Source organism: Isoptericola sp. NPDC058082 (genome assembly GCF_042885055.1).
Lineage (GTDB): Bacteria > Actinomycetota > Actinomycetes > Actinomycetales > Cellulomonadaceae > Isoptericola.
The window spans coordinates 23,716-47,321 of sequence record NZ_JBHVSQ010000013.1 but is presented as its reverse complement, the minus strand read 5'-3'; the positions used below and the strand labels follow the sequence as shown (position 1 = coordinate 47,321).

At 74.5% G+C, this 23,606-nt stretch carries 19 protein-coding genes; 5 read left to right on the top strand and 14 right to left on the bottom strand.

Annotated elements, in window-relative coordinates:
- Nucleotides 1–33: 33 nt before the first annotated feature.
- The 8 genes from ACFVS0_RS16400 to ACFVS0_RS16365 all read right to left on the bottom strand — a co-directional run bounded on the left by ACFVS0_RS16400 (nt 34) and on the right by ACFVS0_RS16365 (nt 11,305).
- Nucleotides 34–1,017, bottom strand: coding sequence for a phosphatase PAP2 family protein (locus tag ACFVS0_RS16400; RefSeq protein ID WP_430585841.1), 984 nt, complete (start codon nt 1,015–1,017; stop codon nt 34–36).
- A gap of 64 nt (nt 1,018–1,081) precedes the next feature.
- On the bottom strand, nt 1,082–2,695 hold the full coding sequence (locus ACFVS0_RS16395; RefSeq protein ID WP_430588552.1) for a hypothetical protein: 1,614 nt from the start codon (nt 2,693–2,695) through the stop codon (nt 1,082–1,084).
- A gap of 125 nt (nt 2,696–2,820) precedes the next feature.
- Nucleotides 2,821–3,855 (bottom strand): ABC transporter ATP-binding protein, encoded by a 1,035-nt coding sequence (locus ACFVS0_RS16390; protein WP_430588551.1) that lies wholly within the window; start codon nt 3,853–3,855, stop codon nt 2,821–2,823.
- A complete protein-coding gene (locus tag ACFVS0_RS16385) occupies nt 3,852–4,874 on the bottom strand; it encodes an ABC transporter permease (RefSeq protein ID WP_430588550.1) in 1,023 nt (340 codons plus the stop codon). Before ACFVS0_RS16385 ends, ACFVS0_RS16390 begins: the two co-directional genes overlap by 4 nt.
- Before the next feature lies 1 nt (nt 4,875).
- Complete coding sequence (locus ACFVS0_RS16380; RefSeq protein ID WP_430552406.1) at nt 4,876–5,856, bottom strand: ABC transporter permease; 981 nt, start codon at nt 5,854–5,856, stop codon at nt 4,876–4,878.
- The gene (locus tag ACFVS0_RS16375) at nt 5,853–6,959 is read right to left on the bottom strand and encodes an ABC transporter ATP-binding protein (protein WP_430563974.1); all 1,107 of its coding nucleotides are present in this window, start codon (nt 6,957–6,959) and stop codon (nt 5,853–5,855) included. The genes ACFVS0_RS16380 and ACFVS0_RS16375 overlap by 4 nt, the downstream gene beginning before the upstream one ends.
- Nucleotides 6,959–8,638: an ABC transporter substrate-binding protein gene (locus tag ACFVS0_RS16370; protein WP_430588549.1), complete on the bottom strand. Its 1,680-nt coding sequence runs from the start codon at nt 8,636–8,638 to the stop codon at nt 6,959–6,961. Before ACFVS0_RS16370 ends, ACFVS0_RS16375 begins: the two co-directional genes overlap by 1 nt.
- 96 nt (nt 8,639–8,734) lie before the next feature.
- Nucleotides 8,735–11,305 carry a beta-glucosidase gene (locus ACFVS0_RS16365; RefSeq protein ID WP_430588548.1) on the bottom strand — a complete coding sequence of 857 codons (2,571 nt, stop codon included), beginning with the start codon at nt 11,303–11,305 and terminating at the stop codon, nt 8,735–8,737.
- 101 nt (nt 11,306–11,406) lie between these two features.
- Between ACFVS0_RS16365 and ACFVS0_RS16360 the strand changes: the two genes are divergently transcribed.
- The gene (locus tag ACFVS0_RS16360) at nt 11,407–12,054 is read left to right on the top strand and encodes a TetR/AcrR family transcriptional regulator (RefSeq protein WP_430552402.1); all 648 of its coding nucleotides are present in this window, start codon (nt 11,407–11,409) and stop codon (nt 12,052–12,054) included.
- A 157-nt stretch (nt 12,055–12,211) separates the two neighbouring features.
- Here the strand turns inward: ACFVS0_RS16360 and ACFVS0_RS16355 are convergent, their stop codons facing one another.
- On the bottom strand, nt 12,212–13,363 hold the full coding sequence (locus tag ACFVS0_RS16355) for a S1 family peptidase (RefSeq protein ID WP_430552401.1): 1,152 nt from the start codon (nt 13,361–13,363) through the stop codon (nt 12,212–12,214).
- A gap of 116 nt (nt 13,364–13,479) precedes the next feature.
- Between ACFVS0_RS16355 and ACFVS0_RS16350 the strand changes: the two genes are divergently transcribed.
- Entirely contained in the window at nt 13,480–14,904 is a 1,425-nt protein-coding gene (locus ACFVS0_RS16350) for a TrkH family potassium uptake protein (protein WP_430588547.1), read from the top strand.
- Nucleotides 14,905–14,989: 85 nt separating this feature from the next.
- Here ACFVS0_RS16350 and ACFVS0_RS16345 read toward each other — a convergent pair whose 3' ends face one another.
- From ACFVS0_RS16345 to ACFVS0_RS16330, 4 genes are all read right to left on the bottom strand, one after another.
- A complete protein-coding gene (locus tag ACFVS0_RS16345; protein WP_430588546.1) occupies nt 14,990–15,544 on the bottom strand; it encodes a hypothetical protein in 555 nt (184 codons plus the stop codon).
- Nucleotides 15,545–15,647: 103 nt separating this feature from the next.
- Entirely contained in the window at nt 15,648–17,285 is a 1,638-nt protein-coding gene (locus tag ACFVS0_RS16340) for a methyltransferase (protein WP_430588545.1), read from the bottom strand.
- Entirely contained in the window at nt 17,282–17,878 is a 597-nt protein-coding gene (locus ACFVS0_RS16335; RefSeq protein ID WP_430552397.1) for a hypothetical protein, read from the bottom strand. The genes ACFVS0_RS16340 and ACFVS0_RS16335 overlap by 4 nt, the downstream gene beginning before the upstream one ends.
- Before the next feature lie 43 nt (nt 17,879–17,921).
- Nucleotides 17,922–18,521 (bottom strand): hypothetical protein, encoded by a 600-nt coding sequence (locus ACFVS0_RS16330; RefSeq protein WP_430588544.1) that lies wholly within the window; start codon nt 18,519–18,521, stop codon nt 17,922–17,924.
- 99 nt (nt 18,522–18,620) lie between these two features.
- On the opposite strand from ACFVS0_RS16330, the gene ACFVS0_RS16325 reads away from it, so the two are divergent.
- Together ACFVS0_RS16325 and ACFVS0_RS16320 are read left to right on the top strand one after the other, a co-directional pair.
- A complete protein-coding gene (locus tag ACFVS0_RS16325) occupies nt 18,621–19,163 on the top strand; it encodes a DinB family protein (protein ID WP_430564468.1) in 543 nt (180 codons plus the stop codon).
- A gap of 53 nt (nt 19,164–19,216) precedes the next feature.
- The gene (locus tag ACFVS0_RS16320; RefSeq protein ID WP_430588543.1) at nt 19,217–20,089 is read left to right on the top strand and encodes a hypothetical protein; all 873 of its coding nucleotides are present in this window, start codon (nt 19,217–19,219) and stop codon (nt 20,087–20,089) included.
- A 29-nt stretch (nt 20,090–20,118) separates the two neighbouring features.
- On the opposite strand, the gene ACFVS0_RS16315 is transcribed toward ACFVS0_RS16320, so the two are convergent.
- Nucleotides 20,119–22,767, bottom strand: coding sequence for a M14 family zinc carboxypeptidase (locus tag ACFVS0_RS16315; RefSeq protein WP_430588542.1), 2,649 nt, complete (start codon nt 22,765–22,767; stop codon nt 20,119–20,121).
- A gap of 193 nt (nt 22,768–22,960) precedes the next feature.
- Here ACFVS0_RS16315 and ACFVS0_RS16310 point away from each other — a divergent pair, with 193 nt between their 5' ends.
- Nucleotides 22,961–23,539, top strand: coding sequence for a DinB family protein (locus tag ACFVS0_RS16310; RefSeq protein WP_430564465.1), 579 nt, complete (start codon nt 22,961–22,963; stop codon nt 23,537–23,539).
- Nucleotides 23,540–23,606: the final 67 nt, after the last annotated feature.

Sequence of the window (23,606 nt, the reverse complement as noted above, 5' to 3'; positions counted from 1 at the left end):
GTCACTTCCCCGACACGGCCGCCGGGCGGCACTCTACCGAGACGTGCGGCGGGGCTGCGCGGTGAGCTGCCGGAGCACGAGGAGCGCCGCGAACGCCGCCGCGGTCACCGCGAGCACCCCCAGGACGCCCGCCGCGTACGCGGTGAGGTCCGGCGACAGGGGCACCGGGTCGCCGTTCGTGACGAGCCCCACGAGGGTGCCGCCGGAGACGACGACGCCGACCGCCGACGCGGCGAGCAGCAGGCCCGCCACGACGTACGACCCCGGTGCCGACGAGGATCCGCCCCGTCGGTGCGGCTCGTCCGTCGACGACGCGGGCGTGAGCGCGCAGACCGCGGCCCCCCACGCCAGGACGACGAGCACCGCGGCGACGACGTCCGACGGCCGGTGCCACTGCCCCACGAGCGTCGAGACGCCGGTGGCCGCCGTGTAGGCGGCACCGAGGATCGCGACCACCGGCCGCCAGGCCCGCGGCGTGACGAGCAGCAGCGCGACCGACACGGACGCAGCCACGGTCGTGTGCCCGCTGGGCAGCGTGTTGGGGCCGGTCCACCCGGGCAGCAGCTCGGGCCGGTCGAGGACGCCGTGCTTGAGCACCTGGGTCGTGACGTTCGCGCCGGCCACGAGCACCGCGACCTGCAGCGCCAGCACCCAGCGGCGCCGCACCAGGGCGACGAGCATCGCCACCCCGACCCCCGCGACGACGAACGCCACGGAGACGACGTCGAGCACGGGCTCGGCGACCTGCCACAGGCGCCCCTGGCCGTAGGTCGCGCCGCCGAACGCGAGCTCGTCGACGCGCTGGCCCGCGGTCGTCCCGACGAAGAACCGCCAGGTGAGCCACACCCCGAGCACGGCGAGGACGGCCACGACCCCGGCGGCGACGCGCGGCGCCGTCCGCGCCTGCGGGACGGTCCGACGTCCACGCCACGCGCCGACCGGCAGGATCGGCGCGCCGACGCCCGCCGTCCCCTGCGAAGGGGTCGGCGGCGTCGGGGGGCGCGTCTCGGTGAGCACGGGGCCACGCTACCCATTCCGGTGTGTCGGAAACGTATGCGCGGCGTGGGGACCTCTCCGCGCGCTACGGGCGGGTGTGCCTCAGCGTGACGGTGTTGGAGAAGACCTGGCGGACGCTCTGGTCCTTGGGGGTGTACTGGACCTTGATGTAGGACTTCCCGGGCGAGCCCGACAGCAGCACCCCGGGCACACGGAGGGTCCGCCGCCCGTCGTCGACCTTCCACGACCAGTTGGTCCAGCAGCCGGCCCAGCGGGACTGGGGCGACTGCGGGTCGCGCGTCCAGAGGCACAGGCGGCCGCGCTCGGGGAGCCCCGCCGTCGTGACCGTGACGGTCGCGCGGACCGAGCGACGGTCCGACCAGTCGGCGGGGAACGACGTGCGATCCATGCGGAACGTGACCTTCGGCCGCGCCTCGGCGACCTTCTGGCTCCAGGCCCGCTGCGACCGCTCGAAGGTGGACGGCCCGACGTACTTGACCACCATGTACTGCGGTTCACCGCCCTGCGCCTTCACGCCGGTGGCGGGGACGTACAGCGACGCCTTCCCCTTCGCGAGCGTGCCGGTGCGCAGCTTCTTGCCGTACGACCACAGCTCGACCCTGCCCGTCGGCGTGGCTCCGGGCGACGAGACCGTCACGGCGACCCGGCGCCCCTTGCCGTAGGTCCACGTCCTCCCGGTCGACACGGCGACGGACGTCGCCCGGGGGCGGACGACGAGCGTGTGCCACCGGTCGACGTGCTCCTCGTACTCCGGGGCGCCGTCGAACTCGATTGCCAGGTACGAGTAGCCGAACGCGAGCCTGCTCGCCGGGAACCGCAGCGTCGCCTTCCCGCCCACCACGGCGGCGGAGGCCAGCGACTTCCCGTCGCCGCTGCGCGTGACGGACACGCGCCCCACGGGCGTCCCGAGCGTGGACGTGACGCGCACCGGCACGACGACGTCCGAGCCGTAGCGGACCGAGGACGGCACCGTGGCCTTCACCGTGACCGGCTTGCTCGTGGCCTGCACCCGGGCCCCCCAGCTCGACACGGGTTCCCCCGCGAGGGTCCTGTGCACGAACCGGAGGGTCCGCCAGCGGGCCACCTCCGTGCCGTCGAGGGCGAACGCGGCGACACCGTCCACCAGCGGCGCCGACCGCTCCACCCCGCCGCCGAGGTCGACGGTCACCTCGCCCTCCCTCGGCTCGTCCGTGCCGGTGAGGTCGAAGCGGAGCTCGTGCGCGTCGCCGTAGTACCACTCCGTCGTGCTCAGCACCGGGGTCGTGGGCTCGACGACCTCGACCACGGCCGAGCCGGTCGAGCGGAGGGGGTAATTCCCGGTCTGCGGGTCGACGCCCGTGGACGTGTCGACGTGCCCCACGACGACGCGGAGAGGGCCGGGCCGGAGGTCGACGCTCGGGATCACGATCGTGGCCCGGCCGTCCGTCAGCGGTGCACGCGCACCCGAGCCGTTCGCCAGCCAGGATGCCTCCCCGACGCCGGGCGCGCCGTCGCGGGTCACGGTGACCTCGAGGGTGATGTCCTGCCCCCGCCACCACCGCTCGTGGACGGGCGCGACGACCGTGGTGTCCTGCCCGACGTCGGCCACGGCCGTCGGCACCACCAGCCCGGTCGACACCAGGGCGAGCGTCAGCATCGCGCCGATCGCCCCCATCCACCGCCGCACTCCTGCGCCCACGCGCACACCGCCCTCCGTCGAGCCCGCGTGCAACATAGCGGCAGGTCAGACGCCGATCCAGACCTCCGAGGGCGCCCCTTGCCCGACCGTGAAACTTCATACCTCCCGGGGGTGTCGTCGACCGGTCAGCGGGCGAGCTCCGGCGGCAGGCCGCTCGAGCCCGCGCCCACCAGGTCGGCGTCGTGCAGGTGGCACGCGACGCGCCGCTCCTCGCCCGTGCGCGGCGGCCCCAGCACGGGGCGCACGTCGCGACAGACGTCCATCGCGTGCGGGCAGCGCGGCGCGAACGGGCAGCCCGCGCCGAGCCGCTGGAGGTCGGGCGGGGCGCCGGGGATGCCGGACAGCTCGCGCCGCGGCCCGCGCAGCGGGGGGAACGAGCCGAGCAGGCCGGCGGAGTACGGGTGCCGCGGCCTGCGGTAGACCTCCTGCGCGGTGGCCTCCTCCACGATCTCGCCCGCGTACATGATGGCGATGCGGTCGGCGACCTCCACCAGCAGGGACACGTCGTGGGTGATCAGGACGACGGAGAACCCCAGCCGGTCGCGCAGCTCCATGATCTGCTCGAGGATCTGGCGCTGCATGACGACGTCGAGCGCCGTCGTCGGCTCGTCCATGAGCAGCACCTGCGGCTCCAGGGCGAGCGCCATCGCGATCATCACGCGCTGCCGCATGCCGCCCGAGAGCTGGTGCGGGTACGCGCGGAGGCGGTCCGCGGAGATGCCGACCATCTCGAGCAGCTCCGCCGCCCGCGCCTCGAGGTCCCGGGGCGACAGCCCGGGCCGGTGCGCCCGGATGCCGTCGGTGAGCTGCCGACCGATCCGGAAGACCGGGTTGAGGGAGCTCATCGCGCCCTGGAACACGATGGCGACGTCGCGCCAGCGGGCGGCGCGCAGCTGCGCGTCGGTCAGGCCGAGGACGTCGCTGCGCCGGCCCTCGCGGTCGGTGAGCCACACCTCCCCGCCGGTGATGAGGCCGGGCGGCGGCAGCAGCCGGGTCGCGGCGTACGCGAGCGTCGACTTGCCGCAGCCGGACTCCCCCGCCAGGCCGAGCACCTCGCCGCGGTGCAGGGTCAGGTCCACGCCCCGCAGCACGTGCGTCGGATCGTCGCCGAAGCCGTAGTCCACGTGCAGGTCGCGGATCTCCAGCACGAGCTCGCTCATCTGTCCTCCTGGGTGGGCTCGGTGGGGCGCGCCGGCCTCACCACCGGGGTGAAGCCGACGCGCGGGCGGATGCCACGGCGGCGCAGGGTGCGGGCGTGCATGCCGGTGCTGCGCAGGCGCGGGTTGACCAGCTCGTCGATGCCGAAGTTGATCAGGGTGAGCGCCATGCCCAGCAGCGCGATGCACAGGCCGGCGGGCACGAACCACCACCAGGCGCCGCGCTGCAGCGCCAGGTTGTTCTGCGCCCAGAACAGGATGGTGCCCCAGTTCCACTCGCTCACCGGCGTGATGCCGATGAACGCGAGCGTCACCTGGCTGAGGACGGCGAACGTCACGGTGCCGACGAAGCCCGCAGCGATGATCGCCGTGAGGTTGGGCAGCACCTCCGCCAGCACGATGCGCCACGTGCGCTCGCCCGTGGCCCGCGCCGCCTCGACGAAGTCCCGCTTCCGCAGGGACAGCGTCTGGGCGCGCAGCACGCGCGCGCCCCACGCCCACCCGGTCACGCCGATGACGAGCGCCACGGTGATGCCGCCCGCGCTGGGCAGCTGCGCCGCGATGATGATGATGAGCGGCAGCTGCGGGATGACGAGGAACACGTTCGACAGCGCCGAGAGCCCCTCGTCGCCCAGCCCGCCGACGAACCCGGCCGTGACGCCGACGAGCACGCCGAGCACGGTGGCACCGAGCCCGGCGACCAGCCCGACGACGAGCACGCCGCGCGTGCCGACGATGATCTGCGACAGGATGTCGCGCCCTGTGTGGTCGGTGCCGAGCCAGTGCGCGCCGGACGGCGGCTGCAGCAGCTCGGTGCTCACCTGGTTCGGGTCGTAGGGCGCGATCCACGGGCCGACGACGGCGAGGATCCCGAAGAACACGAGGATCGCGATGCCGACGAGCGCCTTGGAGTTGCGCAGGAACAGCAGCCGGGGGCGCCGGCCCGGGCGCGCGACGCCCTGCCCGACGTCGTCCGGCCCCGTGGGTGCCGCGACCTCGATCGCGGTGGTCGATGTGGCCATGTCAGCCCTCCTGCCGGGTGCGGGGGTCGAGCGCCGCGTAGGCCAGGTCCGCCACGAGGTTGGCGACCAGCACGGACAGCGTGATGACGAGGAAGCAGCCCTGCATCAGCGGGTAGTCGTGGGTGGAGACCGCCTGGTAGAGCGTGTAGCCGATGCCCTGGTAGCTGAAGACCATCTCCATGACGAGCGTGCCGCCGACGACGAAGCCGAGTGCCAGGGCGAAGCTGGAGACCTGCGGCAGGATCGCGTTGCGCGCCGCGTACCCCACGACGACCGCCCGGGCGGGCAGGCCCTTGGCGTGCGCCACGGTGACGTAGTCCTCGCTGGAGACGGTGACCATCATGTTGCGCATCCCGAGGATCCAGCCCGAGATCGACGACACGACGATCGTCAGCGCGGGCAGGGTGCCGTAGTAGATCACCGAGCCGACGAACTCCCAGCTCAGCGACGGCACCATGCCGCGGTCGTAGCTGCCGTTGGACGGGAACCAGCCGAGGTTGACGGCGAACACCGCGATGGCGATGAGGCCCAGCCAGAAGTACGGCACCGCCGAGAAGAAGGTCGTGATCGGCAGCAGCGAGTCCGCCCAGGTGCCGCGTCGCCAGCCGATGCCGGTGCCGACGGCCGTGCCGAGCAGGAACGCGATGATCGTGGCGATGCCGACCAGGCCGACCGTCCAGGGCAGCGCCTGCGTGACGATGTCGGACACGGGTGTCGGGAAGTGGGTGAAGCTCAGCCCGAGGTCGCCGTGCAGCAGCATCTGCCAGTAGTGCACGTACTGGTCCCACAGCGACATGTCCTGGTCGAGCCCGAACAGCACGCGCAGCGACTGCTCGGCGTTCGAGTCGATCCGGCCCTGCATGCGCCCCATGAGGGCGGTGACCGGGTCGCCCGGCAGCAGGCGCGGCACGAAGAAGTTGATGGTGATGGCGGCCCAGGCGGTGAACAGGTAGAACAGCGCGCGGCGCAGCACGAACCTCATGCGTCCCCTCCCGTCGGCGTCAGCACCGGGGCGTCGGCGCGGTCGGCGTACCCCCAGCAGGCGGCCTGCCGGGGCTCGCCCGCCGGCCCACTGCCGACGTCGAGCAGGGGCGGCGCCTCGGCCGCGCACAGGTCGGTGGCGAACGGGCAGCGCGGGTGGAAGCGGCAGCCCGAGGGCGGCCGCACCAGGCTGGGCGGCTCCCCGCGAGGGGCGCCCGCCGGCCGCTCGGCGAGGTTCTCCGGGTCGGGTGCCGACGCCAGGAGCAGCCGCGTGTACGGGTGCTTCGGGTCCTGGGTGACCGACTCGCTGTCCCCCGACTCCACGACCCGCCCCGCGTACATGACCAGGGTGGTGTCCGCGAAGTACCGCGCCGAGGCGATGTCGTGCGTGATGTAGAGGATCGCCAGGTGCAGCCGGTCGCGCAGGTCGGCGAGCAGGTTGAGGATGCCGAGCCGGATGGACACGTCGAGCATCGAGATGGGCTCGTCGGCCAGCAGCACCTCCGGGTCGGCCGCGAGCGCCCGCGCGATGGCGATGCGCTGGCGCTGCCCGCCGGACAGCTCGTGCGGGAACTTGTCGACGTACCGCTCGGCGGGCGTGAGGTGCACGCGCTCGAGCAGCTCGGCGAGGGCCCGTTCCAGCTCGTCCCCGCGCAGGCGGCCGCGGTGGATGCGCAGCGCCCGCGTGAGCGTGTACCGCACGGGGTGCACCGGGTTCAGCGACGAGAACGGGTCCTGGAAGATCATCTGGACGCGGTTCACGTAGCGGCGGAACGCGCGGCGTCCGCGCGCCCGCGCGTCGGTCCCGCCGAGCAGCAGCCGGCCCGCGGTGGCGGGCTGGAGCTGGGAGAGCAGACGCGCCACGGTGGACTTCCCGGAGCCGGACTCGCCGACGAGGGCCACGACGCGGCCGGCGTGCAGCGCGAGGTCCACGCCGTCGACGGCGTGCACGACGGCGCCGCGCCCGGAGCCTCGGCCGCCGCCCTTGACCAGGTAGTGCTTCGTGAGCCCGACGGCCTCGAGCACGGGCGCGCCGGGGTCGGTGCTGGGGGTGCCCCCCGGGGCGCCGGCAGGCGCCCCGGGGGTGGTGGTGTGGAGGGACATCAGGACGCGGGCTCCAGGTGCATGACGATCTGGGCGGCCTGGACCCCCGTGGGCTGCGGCTGGTTGTACGGGTCGTCCTCGGACGGCCAGCCGACGTAGTTCAGCGACGAGTACTGCGCGGTGGCGGGGCGTGACCAGATCGGGATGGCGGGCACCTGCTCCACGTAGACCTGCTGGATCGTGTCCATCGCGGCCTGGCGCGTGGCGTCGTCGGTCGCCGCCGCGTAGTCGGCGAACGCCTTCGTCGCGGCGTCGTCCTGGAACCGGCCGAAGTTCCACGTGGCCGGCTCGCCGAGCTTCTTGTACTGCGCGCCGTCGAACTGGTCGGCGTACATGTCCCACGGCGTCGCGCCGCCGTCGGTCCAGTGCAGCGTGGCCTGGAACTCGCCCGGCGGGATGACGTCGGCGAACCAGCCGTCCTGGTTGACGGGGTTGACCGTGGCGTCGGCGCCCAGCGTCGCGGCCGCGTTCTTGATGAGGTCGAGCGCGGTGAGGTAGTCGTTCCAGCCCGCCGGGTTGGTGAGCTCGAAGGTCACCTTCTCGCCGTCCGGGTCGACGAGCTTCTCGCCCTCCCAGGTGTAGCCGGCGTCGGTGAGCAGCGCCTTGGCCCCCTCGACGTCGACGGCGAGGTCGGTGTCCGCGTAGGCGTCGGAGAGGAACGGCTCGCCCGCGGGCAGCGGCAGGCCGGTCGCGTTCGTCAGCGGCGGGTTGACGCCGGAGGTGGCGACGTCCACCAGCTCCTGCCGGTCGACGACCATGTTGAGCGCCTGCCGGAAGGCGACGTCGTCGAACGGCTTCTTCTCGTTGTTGAGGAACAGCGCGTCGATGCCGAGGCCGGCGGCGGCGTACTGGTGGTAGTGCTCCGGGTCCTGCGCGATGTAGACGTTCTCGTAGTCGGCGATGAACGTCCAGCCCCACTGCGCCTCGCCCGTGGTGAGGGCCGTGGTCAGGGCGTTGTTGTCGTTGTACGACGAGTACCGGATCTCCGGGACCTTGGGCTGACCGCCCCAGTAGTCGTCGCGCGCCTTCACGGTGGCCGCCTGCGGCGTCCACGACTCGAGCGTGTAGGGGCCGGTGCCGACGGGCTCCTCGTTCGTGAACGTCGTCGGGTCGTCGACGTCCTTCCACAGGTGCTCCGGCACCATGAGCAGGTCGTACAGCTTGGACTGGTTGACGTACTGCGGGGCCGTGAACGACACGGTCACGGTGGTGCCGTCGGTCTCGACCTTGTCGTACGGCAGCGCGGCCGCGTTGAGGCCCTCGTGGTCGATCCGGAGCTGGATCGAGAACGCGACGTCGTCCGCGGTGAAGTCCTCACCGTCCGACCAGGTCACGCCCGACCGCGGCGTGATGACGGCCTGCGTGTAGTCCTCGTTCCACTCGATCTTCTCGGCGAGCCAGGGCTCCGGGTCCTCGGACGGCTTGGCCTGGTTGCGCATCATGAGCGGCTCGTAGATGACGAACGCGTAGCCGAGGGAGAGCGCGGACGAGCCGGTCGCGAACGGCGACTGGTTCTGGGTCTGCACGCCGTTGGGCATGCCGACGGTCAGGGTCTCCGTGCCGACGCCGCCGGAAGAGGCGGACGGGCTGTTCCCGCCGGCGCCGCCGCCACAGGCCGCGGCCAGCAGGGCCACGACCGCGGCGCTCGCGACCGCCGTGCTGAGCTTGCGGATTCTCACGGTGTGCCTCCTTGCACGAGCCCCGCCGCCGATGGCGGGGCGATGGGTAGGTGATCGGTGCTGGATGGTCAGGGCTGGATGGTCAGGGCTGGATGGTCAGGGCTGGATGTCGGGCGCGACGACGAGGTCGACGTCGAGCCGGGGGTCGCGCACCGAGCGGCTCGCGGTGAGCCGGTAGGTGCCGGGCGGGGTGGTCCAGCCGCCGGCGGCGGCGTCCCACGTCTGGAGGTTGCGCCGGGGGACGCCCACCTCGGCGGTGGCTCGCTCTCCCGGCGCGGCGTCGACGACGGCGAAGCCGCCGAGCCAGCGCACGGGGCGCTCGGGATCGGTGGCGACCGTGCCGGCGGGCGGGGTCACGTAGACCTGCACGACCTCGCGCCCCGGGCGCGTGCCGGTGTTGCGCACGGCGACGCGCACGACGACGTCCTCCCCTGCGCCGGCAGGTACGGCGTCGGCGGCCTCGTACTCCCACGTCGTCCAGCCGAGCCCGTGCCCGAACGGGGCGGCGGGCTCGGGGCCTCCCGCCGCCGGCCCGGCGTCGAGGCGGCGCTCCCAGGCGCGGTAGCCGACGTCGAGCCGCTCGGCGTAGTCGACGACGCCGCCGGCGGGGATCGCGTGCGGCACGGGCACGTCCGCGGCCCGGGCGGGCAGGGTCCACGGCAGGCGGCCGGACGGCTCGGTGACCCCGGTGAGCACGTCCGCGAGGCCGGTCCCGGCCTCCTGGCCGGGCAGCCAGCCCCACAGCACGGCCGGCGCCTCGTCGTACCAGGGCAGCAGCACCGGCGCACCGGCGTTGACGACCACCACGGTGCGCGGGTTGGCGGCGAGCACGCGCCGCACCAGCTCGTCCTGCGTGCCGGGCAGCGCCAGGTCGGCGCGGTCGTAGCCCTCGGACTCGACCTCGTGCGTGGTGCCCACGACGACGACGGCGACGTCGGCCTCCCTGGCCGCGGCGGCCGCCGCCTCGAGCTCGTCCTCGGCCGTCGGCCCGGGCAGCCGGTGCACCAGCGCGCCGCGCACGAACCGGTCGTAGCCGACGGGGTGCACCACCTGCAGCTCCGCCTCCAGCAGGGTGCCGTCGGCGTCGCCCTCGACGGCGAGGGTCGAGGCGATCGGGTGGTTGTGGCCCGAGGCGAGGATGACGTCCTCGTCCACGACGACGTCGCCGGCGGAGGCCGTCCTGCCGTCCACCGTGACCTGGTGCGCCCCCACCGTGCCCACACCGAGCTCGTGGGTGCCCGGCTCGTCGGTGCGGACCCGTGCGCTGAGGCGCAGGGTCGCGTCGTCGGGGCCGACGTCGGCGCACCAGCCGTCCCAGGCGCCGCGGGTCTCGACGCGGTGGACGGTGCCGTCGGCGGCGAGCCACTCCAGGCGCACGCCCGGCGCGCCGGTGACGGGGTCGGTGCAGCGGGCCGGGTCGAGCGCCGGCGGGTTGCGCAGCACGCGCGAGCCGGCGACGAGATCGACGACCGAGCCCGCCGGGAGCGCGGCGCGCAGCGCCTCGGCGGGGTACGTGAGGCGGTCCGGCACGACGAACGACGAGCCACCGCCCTGGAAGAACGGCTCCACGGCGTGCGCCCCGAGCAGCGCCACGCGCAGGGGCGCGCCGTCGGGCCCGTCCGCGACCGGGACCAGGCCGTCGTTCTTGAGCACGACGACGGAGCGTCCGACGAGCTCGCGCAGCAGCGGCACCGGGTCCTCGGCCGGGACGGGCTCGCCGTCGACGACAGGTCCGCCCTGCAGCGCGAGCCGCCCGACGCGGTGCGCGAGCCGCAGCAGGCGGCGCACCTTGTCGTCGAGGTCGGCGACGGCCACCTCCCCGGACCGGACGGCGGCGAGCAGGCCGTCGCCCCACGGCCCGTCGGGCCCGGGCATCTGCAGGTCGAGGCCGCCGCGCACGGCGGGCGCGACGGACTGCGTGGCGACCCAGTCGCTCACGACGAGGCCGTCGAAGCCCCACTCCTCCTTGAGGACGCCGGTGAGCAGCGGGCGGTGCTCGAGGGCGGGCGCGGCGACGGTGCCGTCGTCGACCCCGCTGTACGCGCCCATGACGCTCCACGCACCGGCGGCGACGAGGCGGTCGAACGGCGCGAGGTACACCTCCCGCAGCGTCCGCTCGTCGACGCGGGCGAGGTAGCGGGTGCGGTCCGTCTCGGAGTCGTTGGCCACGTAGTGCTTCACGCACATCCCGACCCCGCGCTCCTGCGCCGCGGTGACGAGGGCGACGGCGACCTCGGCCGTGAGGTGCGGGTCCTCCGAGTAGCACTCGAAGTGCCGCCCGCCGACGGGCGTGCGCTGGAGGTTGACCTGCGGCGCCAGGACCACGTCCACCCCGTGCCGGCGGGCCTCCGCCGCGAAGAGCCGTCCCGTGCGCCGGGCCAGCTCGACGTCCCACGTGGCGGCGAGCGCCGACGGCGCGGGCAGCATCGCGGAGGTGCCGTGGCCCTGCGGGTCGCGCACACCCACCGGGCCGTCCGACATGACGACGGGCTCGAGCCCGATCCGCTCGACGGCGCGGGTCGCCCACATGGACGCGCCGACCACGAGGGCGGCCTTCTCGTCGACCCCGAGGAGGTCGACGAGCGCGTCGATCTCGATCTCGGTGCTGGCGTCGGTGCTGGCGTCGGTGCTGGTGTCGGTGCTGGTGACAGCGGTCTGCGATGACACGCGGCGGTACTCCCTCGTCCTGGTCGGCGTCGACTGGCGCCCAGTGAAGCACAGTTACTGACAGGTAAGTAAGTAGACGAAGGTCACAGTATGGTGACGCCATGGCAGACGGCAGCACCCCGCGACGGACCCGCCCCTCGAAGGCCGAGCGGCGCGAGGAGATCCTCGGCGCGGCGACGCGCGTGTTCGGCTCGAAGGGCTATCACGCGGGGTCGCTGGTCGACGTCGCCGAGCAGGTGGGCATCACGCACGCGGGCGTGCTGCACCACTTCGGCAGCAAGGACAAGCTGCTGTGGGCCGTGCTGGAGTACCGCGACCGGGTCGACGTCGAGCACCTCGAGGGGCAGCACATCCCCGGCGGACTCGACCTGTTCCGCCACCTCATGACGACCGCGCGGATCAACGCCGACCGGCGCGGCATCGTGCAGGCCTACTCGGTGCTCACGGGCGAGTCCGTCACCGACGGCCATCCGGCGGCCGCCTGGGTCACCGAGCGCTTCACGGTGCTGCGCGGCGAGATCACCACGGCGCTGCGGCAGGTGGCGCAGGAGCGCGGCGTGGCGCTCGAGGAGGCACGCGCCCGCAGCGCCGCCAGCGCCGTCATCGGCGTCATGGACGGCCTCCAGGTGCAGTGGCTCCTGGACCCGGACGCCGTCGACCTCGCGGAGGAGACCGCGTTCGCGATCGAGGCGATCCTCGCCGCCGTCCTCGCCGGGCCGGACGCCCCGCGCGTCGTCCCCGCGAGGTAGTCCAGAGATCCGCGAGGTAGCTCGGAAGACCGCGAGGTAGCTCGAAGAACCGCGAGGTAGCTCGTCGGGCCACGGTGGAGCGCCACCGGGCCGACCTGTGAGCTACCTCGCGGGTCTTCCGAGCTACCTCGCGGATCTCTGGACTACCTCCCGGCGGTCAGCCGGTCACCAGGGTGAGGTCGTAGGCGTCGAGGATCTCGCCCACCGGCTGGAAGAACGTCGTGCCGCCGGACGTGCAGTCCCCGGAACCGCCGGACGTGACGCCCTGCGCCTGGTCGCCCGCCAGCAGCGAGCCGCCGGAGTCGCCCGGCTCCGCGCACACGTCGGTGCGGATGAGCCCGTCGACCGTGCCCTCGGCGTAGGAGACCGAGACGTCGAGCGCCTCGACCGTGCCGCAGTGCCAGCCCGACGTCGAGCCGGAGCGGCACACCTGGGCCCCCACCGGCGCCGGCTCGGCGCCCGCGACGGCGACCTGGCCGCCCGCCCAGTCGTTTACGGCACCGACCGGCGTGCTTCCGAGCCCCACCTGGACGTACCCGTAGTCGTCGCCGGGGAAGCTCGACCCGGCGAACGTGCCCGTGGGCTGCGACGTCGGGTCGCCCGCGGAGCCGCAGTGCCCCGCGGTGACGAAGCCGTCCGTGACGGCGAAGCCCACCGAGCAGCGCGACGCCCCGTTGATGTAGTACGCGTTGCCCCCGACGACGTCGTCGAGCACCCGTGGCCGCTCGGCGGTCGTGCGCACCGTGGCGGCGCCGCTCGGCACGCCCGCCGCGGCCAGCGCGTCGTCGACGTCCGCCCGGGCGTCCGCCCCTGCCAGCGTCTCGACCACGAGGGTGTTGTCCTGCACGTCCACGTGCCAGCCGGTCACGCCGGCGGCCGCGGCGGCATCGTCGCCCAGGTCCGCGGCCCAGCCCTCGAGCTGGTCCAGCGAGTACCGGGCGTCCACCGCCCGACCGCCCGCCGCACGCACGGCGGCCTCGACGGCACCGCCCGCGTCGCCCGTCGTGGCGACGAACAGCCGGTCGAGCTCGGGGTCGAGCCACGCGCCGGCGAAGTCGTCACCGAGCTTCTCCCGCAGCCGCTCCTGCGCGGCCGCGGCGTCGTCCTGGAAGTCCAGCCGTTCGACGGCGCGCTCCTTCGACACGCCGAGGTCGTCCGTCATGGCCCGCAGGAGCCCGGCCGGATATCGGTCCGCGCCCGCGACGTCGTCGTCGGGGTCCGGACCGGCGGCCTGGGCCGTCGCCGCGGTCGCCGCGAGCGTGAGCCCGGCAGCCGTGGCGGCCATCGTCCTGAAGGTCGTGCGTCTCATCGGAGAATCCCTTCCGTCAGGTACCGGACGGTTGCCCGGCGCACCACACGCTACGGGGGTGACCAGCCCGCGGCCAGGGCGCGTCCAGCCCGCCGCCGGGTGCACACTGATCCTTCGTGCACCCGATCCCGTGGCTGCGCCCGCACCGGGTGCCCGCGACGTCCCCCGCCTCGCCCGCGAGCCTGCGCCGTCGTCCGGCGCAGGTGGTCACCCTCGCGTTCCTCGCGACGATCGCGGCCGGAACGTTCCTGCTGAGCCTGCCGATCAGCGCCACGGGGCGCACCGCAAGCTTCGTCGAGGCCCTGTTCACCGCCACCTCCGCGACCTGCGTGACCGGGCTCGCCGTCGTGGACACCGAGACGTTCTGGACGCCGTTCGGGCAGGTCGTGATCCTGCTGCTCATCCAGGTGGGCGGCTTCGGCGTCATGACCCTCGCGTCGCTGCTCGGCCTGCTGCTGACCCGCCGCCTGGGGCTCAGCACCCGCCTGGTGGCGACCGAGTCGACCCGCTCGGTCGGGATGGGCGACGTCCGGCGCGTGCTGCTCGGCGTGCTGCGGTTCACCGTCGTCACCGAGCTGGTGGTGGCCGCGCTGCTCACGGCGCGGTTCGCCGCCGCCTACGACGAACCGCTCGGCCACGCCGTCTGGTCCGGCGTGTTCCACGCGGTGTCCGCGTTCAACAACGCGGGCTTCTCGATCTACAGCCAGAACCTCGTGCCGTTCGTCGCCGACCCGTGGGTGTGCCTGCCGATCTGCGCGGCGATCATCATCGGCGGCCTCGGCTTCCCGGTGCTGCTGGAGCTGTGGCGCCTGCACCGCACTCGCAGGACCGAGGACGGGCCGACCGATCTGCAGCGCCTGTCGCGCTGGAGCGTGCACACGCGGCTCACCGTGCTGATGACGGTGGTGCTGCTCGTGGTGGGCACGGTGTTCTTCCTCGCGGCCGAGTGGCGCAACCCCGGCACGTTCGGGCCCCTCGACCCGCCCGCGAAGGTGCTGGCCGCGTTCACGCAGGCGGTGATGCCCCGCACCGCGGGCTTCAACTCCGTGGACCTGTCGCAGACCAACAACGGCACGTGGTTCTTCACCGACATGCTGATGTTCATCGGCGCCGGGTCGGGCGGCACCGCCGGCGGCATCAAGGTGACGACGTTCGCCGTCCTCGCCGTCGCGATCTGGTCGGAGCTGCGGGGCGACCCCGACGCCACGCTCTGGGACCGGCGCCTGACACCGAGCACCCAGCGGCAGGCGCTCACCGTCGCGCTCGTCGGCGTCGCCGCCGTGGTGCTGCCCACCCTCGCGATCACGCTGTCCACCAGCCTGTTCACCCTGGACCAGGTGCTGTACGAGGTGGTCTCCGCGTTCAGCACCACCGGCCTGTCCACCGGCATCACCGCGGACATGCAGCCCTGGCACCAGCTCGTGCTCGTGGCCCTGATGTTCCTCGGCCGGCTCGGGCCCATCACGCTCGGCACCGGCCTCGCGATGCGCGACCGGCAGCGCCTGTACCGGCGCCCGGAGGCGGCCGTCGTCATCGGCTGACGCCCCCGCCACGCAGCGAGCGTGCTGGATCGATCCTCAGACGGCCGGTTCGAGGATCGATCCAGCACCGACGATTCCTCGCGTGTCAGCAGTTCGTCCCGGCGTACGTGCCGACGGCCTGCGCGGCCTCCTGGAACTCCGAGCCGGTCATGGCGGACATGGCGTCCTGCAGCTTCGTCATCGCCTCGGCGTCGGTGGGGTCCTCGGCCGCGGCGCTCAGGCCGTCCGTCGCGGTGCGGAACGACGTGGTCAGCGCCTCCCAGTCGTCGGCGATCTCCGCGGGCGGCTCGCCGACGCTCTCGAGCGTGGTGGTGAGGTCCTCGAGCTTGTCGACCGTGGGCTGCAGGTCGGACGGGTCGACGTCGCCCATCGCGGAGGACGCCTCGGTGAGGGCCTGGACGGCGCCGCACACGTCGCCGCCGGCCGCCTCGTCGGCCGGGGCCTCCTCCTCGGCCGGGCTCTCCTCGGCCGGGCTCTCCTCGGCCGGGCTCTCCTCGGGCGCCTGCTCCTCGGCGGCGGGCGTTCCCTCGCCGGAGCCGGACCCCGAGTCGCCGGAGCCGCCGCAGGCGGCGAGGCCGAGGGAGAGCAGGGCGGCGGCGGCCACGGCGGTGGCACGGGTCATCGTCAGTCGGTTGCGCATGGGGACCATCGTGACCGACGGGCGCCGCTCCTGCGCCCCGGCGCGACGGGGAGTTCTCCCCATGTGGCACGGCCCACGCCCGGCAGGCCCCCGGGCGGCGCCGTCAGTCAGCGGGGCGGAGGAAGCCGTCGCGCACCAGGCCGCGGACGGCGGGGAACAGCTCGGCCCGCAGGTCGTCGGCGGGGACGTCGAGCAGCGCGCCCAGCGCCCCGACGATCTGCCCGACGGCGAGCTCGCCGTCGCACACCCCGACGAACGCCGCGAGGCCGGTGGAGGCGTGCACCCCGCGCCCCAGTCCGTCGCCCTGCCGGATCACGACGACGTTCGGGTCCGCCTGCCCGGGCGTGTGGAACCGCTCCTCGGTGACGTCGTCCGCGACCACGAGGTGGGCGCCGGCGAGCGCCGCGTCGTCGCGCGCCTCGAGCCAGTCGTGCGCCGCGAGCGACGCCGCGACGTGCGCGCCGAGCGGCTGGTGCACGGAGCCGGTGTGCTCCTCGAGGCGGCGCAGCGTCGGCCGCGCGCCGCCCGTGGGCCGGCGGAGGGTGACGATCCCGAAGCCCACGGCCTCCACGCCGCGGGACGCGAAGTCGTCCAGCCACGCGCCGTACGCGGCGGCCCAGGCGCCCGGCTCGCGCTCCGGGGTGGTGCCGCCGTCGCGGATCCACGTCTCGGCGTACTCCGCCGGGTCGAGCACCTCGCGCTGGATCACCCAGCCGTCCAGGCCGGCGGCGTCGAGCCACGCGCCCACGCGCTCGTCCCACGGCTCGCCGCGCCGGTGCTCCCAGTTGCCCAGCAGCTGCGCGACACCGCCGGGCGCGAGCACGCCGCCGACGTCACGCACCAGGTCCCGCACCAGGTCGTCGCCCGAGCGGCCGCCGTCGCGGTACTCGTAGTCGCCCAGCGCCTCCGCCACCGCGGCGCCCGCCGCGCCGGCGTGCGGGGTGATGACGAACGGCGGGTTGGAGACGACCAGGTCGAAGCTCTCCCCCGCCACCGGGTCCAGCATCGACCCGTGCCGCAGCGCGACGTCGACCCCCGCCGCCGGGGTGTTGAGCGCGAGGTTGAACCGGGCGAAGCCCAGCGCGCGCCGGGACAGGTCGGTCGCCACGACGTGCCGGGCGTGCCGCGCGGCGTGCAGCGCCTGGATGCCGCAGCCCGTGCCCAGGTCGAGCACGCGGCCCACCGGCGTGCGCGCCGTGACCTGGGCGAGCGTCGTGGACGCGCCGCCGGCGCCCAGCACGTGGTCCGTCGCGAGCCGACCGCCCGTGGCCAGCTCGGCGAGGTCGCTCGCCAGCCACCACGACGCCTCCCCGCCCGCGTCGACGGCGGCGTACGGGCGCAGGTCGACGACGGCGCGCACGGCGTCGTCGTCACCCTCACCCGCCGCGGCCACCAGCCCCAGGTGGGCGGCACCGGCGGTGCCGAGGCCGGGCAGCGCCCGGTCGAGCGCCCCGCGCGGCACCTCGTCGGCCAGCAGGAACAGCCGGGCGAGCACGGCGCGTGGCTCGTGCGCGGGCCCGACGTCCGCGAGCGCGCGGCGGGCCGGCACGGTCTGCTCGCGGTGCAGCGCCGCGGACGCGACCTCGCCCAGCGCCTCGCCGACGCCGTCGACGGTGTAGCCCGCCGCCGTCAGGTCCGACCGCAGCGCGTCGACCAGGGACCCGGCGTGCCCCGCCGCGCCGGGCACGGGCGCCGAGACAGTCGTGGAGGCAGGCGTCGGGGCGAGGCCGTCCGTCGTCATCGGCCCGCGCACTCGGTCGACAGGAACGTGGTGATGTCCTTGGCGGCCGTCGTGGCGTCGGCCGTGTCGTCCGCGGTGATCGCGCCGGCCATCGCGGAGCTCACGGCGTTCGCGTCGTCCGCGTCGACGCCCTCGAACGCCGTGACGGCGCTGTCGAGGTAGTCCGCCATCGCGCCCCAGGGCTCCGCCACGCCCTCCGGCGGCTCGGCGTCTGCCATCGCGGTGTCCGCGGTGCGGAAGCTCTGCACCAGCGCGCGCGGGTGCTCCGGGCTGAGGTCGACGAGCGCGCGGTTGGTCGTGGACCAGGCCTGCTGCAGCCCGGCGCACGTCTCGCGGTCGAGGCCCTCGCCGTCCGTCGCGTCCGCGCTCGGGTCGGGCGACGCCTCCGGGTCCGACGCCGCGTCCTTCGACCGGCTCGGCTCGCCCTCGACGCCCATCGCGAGGTCGCCGGGGATCGAGACCGCCGGGGCGGGCTCCGCGACCGGCTCCTCGCCGCCGTCGGACTGTCCGCAGCCGGCCAGCGCGGCCCCGGTCACGAGCATCCCCACGACGACGACCGGGAGGTGGCGGGGCAGGAGGCGGGCGCGGCGCATCCCCCTATGGTGCGTCACCGCCCGCGCGCGCGGAAATCTCCGCTCAGTCGGCGGGCGCGTCGTCCGGGGTGTCGTCCGACGTGTCGTCCGGGGTCTCGTCAGGCGCGTCGGTCGCGCCGCAATCGTCCTTGAGGAAGGTCGTGACGCGGTTCGACGCCGCCGTCATCGCCAGGGTGTCGAGCTCCGCCAGGGCCTCGGCGACGGCGGTCGCGACCTCGCCCTCGCCGGCCGCCTCGATCTCGTCGGCGACCGCGCCGACGTAGGTCGCCACGGTGAGCCAGTCGTCACGCACCTCCGTGGGCGGACGGACCTCGGCGAGGGCGTCGCGGGCACCCACGAAGCCGCGCCGCAGGGTGGCCGGGTCGTCGGCCGTCATCTCGACCTGGAGGGACGCCGACCGCGACCACGCGGCCTGCACCACCGGGCACTCGTCGGGCGGGCCGGCCGCGAGGACCGCCTCGGCGGGGGCGCCGGCGTCCGCCACGAAGCCGGACGCCACCCCGACCCCCATGCCCAGGAGCAGCGCGACGGCGCCGGCGGCCGCGAACGACGAGCGGCGACGCCAGATCCCCGGCACCGGTCGCCTCAGGCGACCGACCACGCCGCGCGAGGCGCCACCGGCGCGTCTCGTGCTGGCCCTCATGCTGCCGAAGGCTACCGGGAGAGCGCACGACGCCGGAACGTCGCCGCAGGTGGGAGCATGCGGCTTGACCCGTGGCGGGCGTTCGGCCAGATTACGCGCGTGACCTCCACCACGCCCGGCCTGTGGGTGCATCCCGAGAATGACCCGCGAGCGACGGGCGTCGACCCGGTCGGCGAGAAGGAGACCCTCTGGGAATACCTCTGCCGCTACCGCATGACGCTGGTCATGAAGTGCGAGGGCCTCGACGCCTCGCAGCTCGCGCGCCGTGCCGTGCCGCCGTCGACGCTCTCGCTGCTCGGGCTCGTCCGGCACCTCGCGAACGTCGAGCACCACTGGTTCCGGCGGGTGCTGGAGGGCCTCGACGAGCGCGGCCCGTTCGAGCTGCCCGGCTACCCCGACGTCGACTTCGACGGCGCCCTCCCGGACGCGACCTGCGTCGACGAGGCGTGGGACGCCTGGCACCGCGCCGTCGAGGCCGCGGACGACTGCTTCGCCGGCGAGGACCTGAGCCGCGAGGTGCCCTACGACGGCGGTACCGTCGAGGCCCGCGACGTGCTGCTTCACGTGCTCGAGGAGTACGCCCGGCACATGGGCCACGTGGACCTGCTGCGCGAGTGCATCGACGGGCGCACGGGGCTCTAGCCCCGCGCCCCACCCCGCGCCCCGACCCCGCGCGGCCGCGTAGCGTGCCGACCATGGCGGGTGTGCGGAGCTTCCTCAGCGGCGTCCTGGTCCTGCTCGCGGTGCTGGCGGCGGTGGTCACCGTGCCCGCGCGGTACGTCGAGGGCACCCTGCTGGACACGGACGCGTACGTCGCGGCGACGGCGCCGCTGGCGGACGAGATCACCACGCAGGACGCGGTGGCCGAGGCGCTGACCGGCACCGTGGTCGGCCAGATCGACTCGGGGGTGCTCGCCGGGGCGCTGCGCCCGGTGATCGGCGAGGTGGCCGACGTCTTCGTGCGCTCGGACACCTTCCCGCCCGCCTGGGAGGAGGCCAGCCGGCAGGGGCACGCCGCGACGGTGGCGGTGCTGCGCGACGAGAGCGACGTCGTCGACGCCGCCGACGGCGTGGTGACCCTCCCCCTCGACCCGTTCCTGGAGGCGGTCGCGCAGGCGCTGCGCGACCGCGGGCTGCCCGTCCCCGAAGGCTTCGCGACGACCGGCGCCGACGTCGTCCTGTACGCGTCCGACGACCTCGCCACCGCCCAGTCGGCCGTCGCCGTGCTGGACCGGTGGACCCCGTGGGCGCTGCCGGCGACGGTGCTGCTCGCCGTCCTGGCCGCCCTCGTCGCCCGGCCCGGACGACGCCTGCGCACGGTCGCGGTGACCGGGGTGCTGACCGCCGTCGCGATGCTCGTGCTCCTCGTGCTGCTGCCGGAGGCCGTGCAGGCGGTCTTCGCCGGGCTCGACGTCGGCGCAGCGGGACGCCAGGTGCTCGACGACACCGTCGACGCGCTGCTGGTGCCGCTGCGCACCCGGCTCTGGTGGGCGTTCGGGGCCGCCGCGGCCGTGGGGGTCGGCGCGGGGGTCACGGCCGGCGTGCTGCGCCGCGGGCGCGCGTCCTGATCCTGCGGCAGGGCAGGTCGAACGCCTGGTCAGGCGTCCGAGGTGGCCCAGAAGAGGGCCTGCGCCGCCTGGCCCAGGCCGCCCTTCGGGTGGGTGCGGAAGAACACCGACGTGCCGAACACGACGGCCCGCGCGCCCGACTCCGCCTCGCCCGAGACCACCGCGGCGTGCCCTGCCGCCGCGTCGGGGCCGTCCGACCCCGCGCCGGACGGCGTCCAGTGCCCGGCGAGGAACGGCCGGTCCACGTCGTAGGACTGCTCGGCCGTGGTGCCCTCGCCCAGGTCGGTGAACCAGGTCGCCGGATAGACGAACGCCTGGTCCTGGGGGTGCGCGGACAGGAACGACGAGCGCGCGGTGTCGACGTCGACGATCCCGTTGCCCGACCGGTTGCCCGTGACGGCCGAGCCCTCCACGAGCCCGTACGTCTCGGCCACGGCGAACGCGGCCGCCGTGCGACCCACGACCGAGCCGCCGTCGTCCACCCAGCCCTGCACCGCCTCCCGGCCGGCGCTGCCGGCGGGCAGCGTCAGCGACGACCCGACCCAGAGCACGTCGGCGTCCTCGAGGCCCGTCGTCCCGGTCGCCGCGCCGGCCTCGATGCCGGCCGCGGTGACCCGGACCAGGTCGTCGAAGCCGAGCTCGGTCAGGGACAGCAGGTCGTCCTGGCTGCCCGCGTACGCGACCGTGAGGTCGTCGAGCTCCGCCGCCTCGTCGAGACGGCGCAGCTCCTGCCGCGTCGCGGCCTCGAACGGGACGTCGTGCTCGCGCGCGACCTCCCGGACGGTCCGGCCGTCCCCGCGCCCGACGACGGCGCGCCCGTCGTCTAGGAGCCAGACCGGGACGTCCTCCTCGAGCAGCGCGTTGAGGGCGCGGTAGTCCTCGACGCCCGCGACGTCGAACGCGACGTGCCGCGCCCCGTGCGGCACGCGGGCGTCCGACGGCTCGCCGCGCAGCGGGACGACCTTCCCGACCGGACGGTCCGTGGTCGACCCGACGCTGTCGACCGTCGCGCCCCACAGGGACGACAGGCTCCACGCCGAGATGTCGTACATCGACGGCACCTTCGCCGAGATGTCGGTGCCGAGGTCGAGCAGGGCGTTCGCCAGGCCGCGCAGCGGCTGGTGCAGGTCGACGACGAACGAGCCGCGCGGGTAGGTGGTGCCGCCGACGCGGGTGGCGCGCGTCAGCGTCCCGACCTCGATGCCGTGGAACAGGAGCTGGTCCACCAGCGCCTCGGCGTCGGCGGCAGACCGCTGCCCGTCGCCGACCGGGATCACGTAGGCGCGCGGCAGGTCGACCGGGTCCTGGTCGTCGACCACGTCCCAGTGCTGCTTCCACTCGTCCGGCCCGGGCACGGCCGCCACGTCGTCGACCGTCAGCGCGTCCTTCGGCTCCCCCGCGACGCCCCGGCGGAACGCCTCGATCTGGTCGTCCAGCATGGCGTCGTGGTGCCCGGCCACGTAGTCGATCATCGAGGTCATCGTCTGCTTCGCCACCGCCGTGTTGATCACGGCGTCCTCGGGCGTGGTGGCCGGGCCGGTGCGGCCCTTCGGCAGCTCGACGGTGCTGGTCGTGGCGCCGTGGAACGCGGCGTACTGCGCGGTGAAGATCGGCGGGTAGTCGTCCCATCCGGACGGGGTGTCGCGGTAGGGGATCTTGATGAAGCCGGTGTTCTCGTCGACCGCCTCGTCCGTGGCCGGGTCGTAGTAGGTGTTCCCGGGGATCTGCGCGGCGACCACGTCGTCCTCCACCTGGCGCGCGATCGCGTACCCATGGGGGATGAACAGGTCGTACTCGTAGTTCTCGCCGTGCGGCGGCCCGCACGGCTCCACCTGCAGCACGTCGGTGTAGCCGTGGAAGTCGGCCGCGTAGAGCGGCTGCAGCGCCTGCGCGGTCGCGACGAACGACCGCGACTCCGGCGTCGCCCCGGTGATCATGTCGCGGTTCGCGTCGAGGCTCAGGCTCGTGGCCCGGGTGCCCAGGGTGCGCCCGTCGGGGTTGAGCGTCAGCGAGAAGTACAGCCGGTGGTCCTCGAGCAGGGCCGCGGTGGCCGGGTCGTCGGACGTCGCCAGCTCGTCGATGACCTGCATCGCGGCGTCGGTGCCCTCCCACTCGTTGCCGTGGATGTTGGCGCTGATCCACAGCGGCGTCTTGTAGCCCTCGGCGAGGCGGCGGTCGGCCGCGGCCCGCTCCGGGGACGTGCGGATCTCCTCCCGCCACCCGGTCTGCCGCGCGGTCTCGCGGCGGGACTCCGGCGCCGTCACGGTCACCAGGTACAGGTCGCGGCCCGCCGTGGACCGACCCACCACCTGGGTCGAGACCCGGTCGCTCGAGTCCATGAGGGCCGTCAGCCGCGGGGCGATCTCGGCGTAGCTGATCGTGCCGTTGAGGTCGGTCGCGTCGTCGTCCGCCGGCGGGTACACGGTGAGGTCGGGCTGGGACGGGTAGGCGCGGGGCATGTCGATCGCGCCGCCGGTCGTCCCGCCGCCGTGGCCGGGCCCGGAGCGTTGTGCCGTGCGCGCCAGCTCGGCGAACGACGCCGCGCCGGCGGCAGGTGCGTCCCGCTCGGGCCCGCGGCCCGGGCGGTCCCGCCGGTCGTCGGCGGCCGCGGCGCTCACGAACGTCGTCGCCAGGAGGGTGAGGGTGCCGAGCACCGCGACGGTGCGTGGGAGCTTCATGGGTCTCCTTCTTCTCGTCGGCGGCGTGGACTCCGTCGTCCCGCCAGGGGCCGGCGCCGAGCGCCGTCCCCGGCCCAGCATGTCGCGACCCGGGAGCTTCGGCACGGCCGGAAACACGACGTTCACGGGGAACGACGACCGACCGGGGACTATCCCCTTGCGTGCGCGTCGTCGGGGGGAGTCGGATGTCGCCATGACAGATCCCGCGACGACGCCCGAGGCACGCCGGTTCCCCGACCTGTGGGTGGACCCCGAGGACGACCCCCGCCAGCAGTGGGCCGACCCGGTCGGCGAGCTGGAGACCCACTGGTCCTACCTGCGGTCCTACCGCGCCACGATCGAGATGAAGTGCGAAGGGCTCGACGCCGAGCAGCTCGCCCGCCGCTCCGTGCCGCCGTCGACCCTGTCGCTGCTGGGGCTGGTGCGCCACCTGGCCAAGGTGGAGCATTCCTGGTCCCGCCGCGTCCTGCAGGGCGCGATGGACCTGCCGAAGCTCTACGTCGCCGACGGCGGCCCGGACTGGGACTTCGACGGCGCGGTCGCGGACCCTGAGATCGTCGCGGAGGCGTGGACCTCCTGGCGGCGCGAGACGGCGGCCGCCGACGCGTGGCTCGCCACCCAGACCGACGCGGACATGGGGCGGGTCGTGCCGTTCGACGGCACCAGCTCGACGGTGCGCGACATCCTCGAGCACCTCGTCGAGGAGTACGCCCGCCACGCCGGGCACGCCGACCTGCTGCGCGAGTGCATCGACGGCCGCACCGGCCAGTGACCCCGGCCGCCGGTCGAGCCTGTCGAGCCTGTCGAGCCTGTCGAGACCCTGCCGCGGGTCTCGACAG

Coding starts and splice junctions, on each gene's coding strand:
- ACFVS0_RS16310 (WP_430564465.1), top strand. CDS start 22,961: ATGACAGATCCCGCGACGACGCCCGAGGCACGCCGGTTCCCCGACCTG.
- ACFVS0_RS16340 (WP_430588545.1), bottom strand. CDS start 17,285: ATGACGACGGACGGCCTCGCCCCGACGCCTGCCTCCACGACTGTCTCG.
- ACFVS0_RS16335 (WP_430552397.1), bottom strand. CDS start 17,878: ATGCGCCGCGCCCGCCTCCTGCCCCGCCACCTCCCGGTCGTCGTCGTG.
- ACFVS0_RS16385 (WP_430588550.1), bottom strand. CDS start 4,874: ATGGCCACATCGACCACCGCGATCGAGGTCGCGGCACCCACGGGGCCG.
- ACFVS0_RS16375 (WP_430563974.1), bottom strand. CDS start 6,959: ATGTCCCTCCACACCACCACCCCCGGGGCGCCTGCCGGCGCCCCGGGG.
- ACFVS0_RS16355 (WP_430552401.1), bottom strand. CDS start 13,363: ATGAGACGCACGACCTTCAGGACGATGGCCGCCACGGCTGCCGGGCTC.
- ACFVS0_RS16315 (WP_430588542.1), bottom strand. CDS start 22,767: ATGAAGCTCCCACGCACCGTCGCGGTGCTCGGCACCCTCACCCTCCTG.
- ACFVS0_RS16320 (WP_430588543.1), top strand. CDS start 19,217: ATGGCGGGTGTGCGGAGCTTCCTCAGCGGCGTCCTGGTCCTGCTCGCG.
- ACFVS0_RS16330 (WP_430588544.1), bottom strand. CDS start 18,521: ATGAGGGCCAGCACGAGACGCGCCGGTGGCGCCTCGCGCGGCGTGGTC.
- ACFVS0_RS16345 (WP_430588546.1), bottom strand. CDS start 15,544: ATGCGCAACCGACTGACGATGACCCGTGCCACCGCCGTGGCCGCCGCC.
- ACFVS0_RS16390 (WP_430588551.1), bottom strand. CDS start 3,855: ATGAGCGAGCTCGTGCTGGAGATCCGCGACCTGCACGTGGACTACGGC.
- ACFVS0_RS16380 (WP_430552406.1), bottom strand. CDS start 5,856: ATGAGGTTCGTGCTGCGCCGCGCGCTGTTCTACCTGTTCACCGCCTGG.
- ACFVS0_RS16360 (WP_430552402.1), top strand. CDS start 11,407: ATGGCAGACGGCAGCACCCCGCGACGGACCCGCCCCTCGAAGGCCGAG.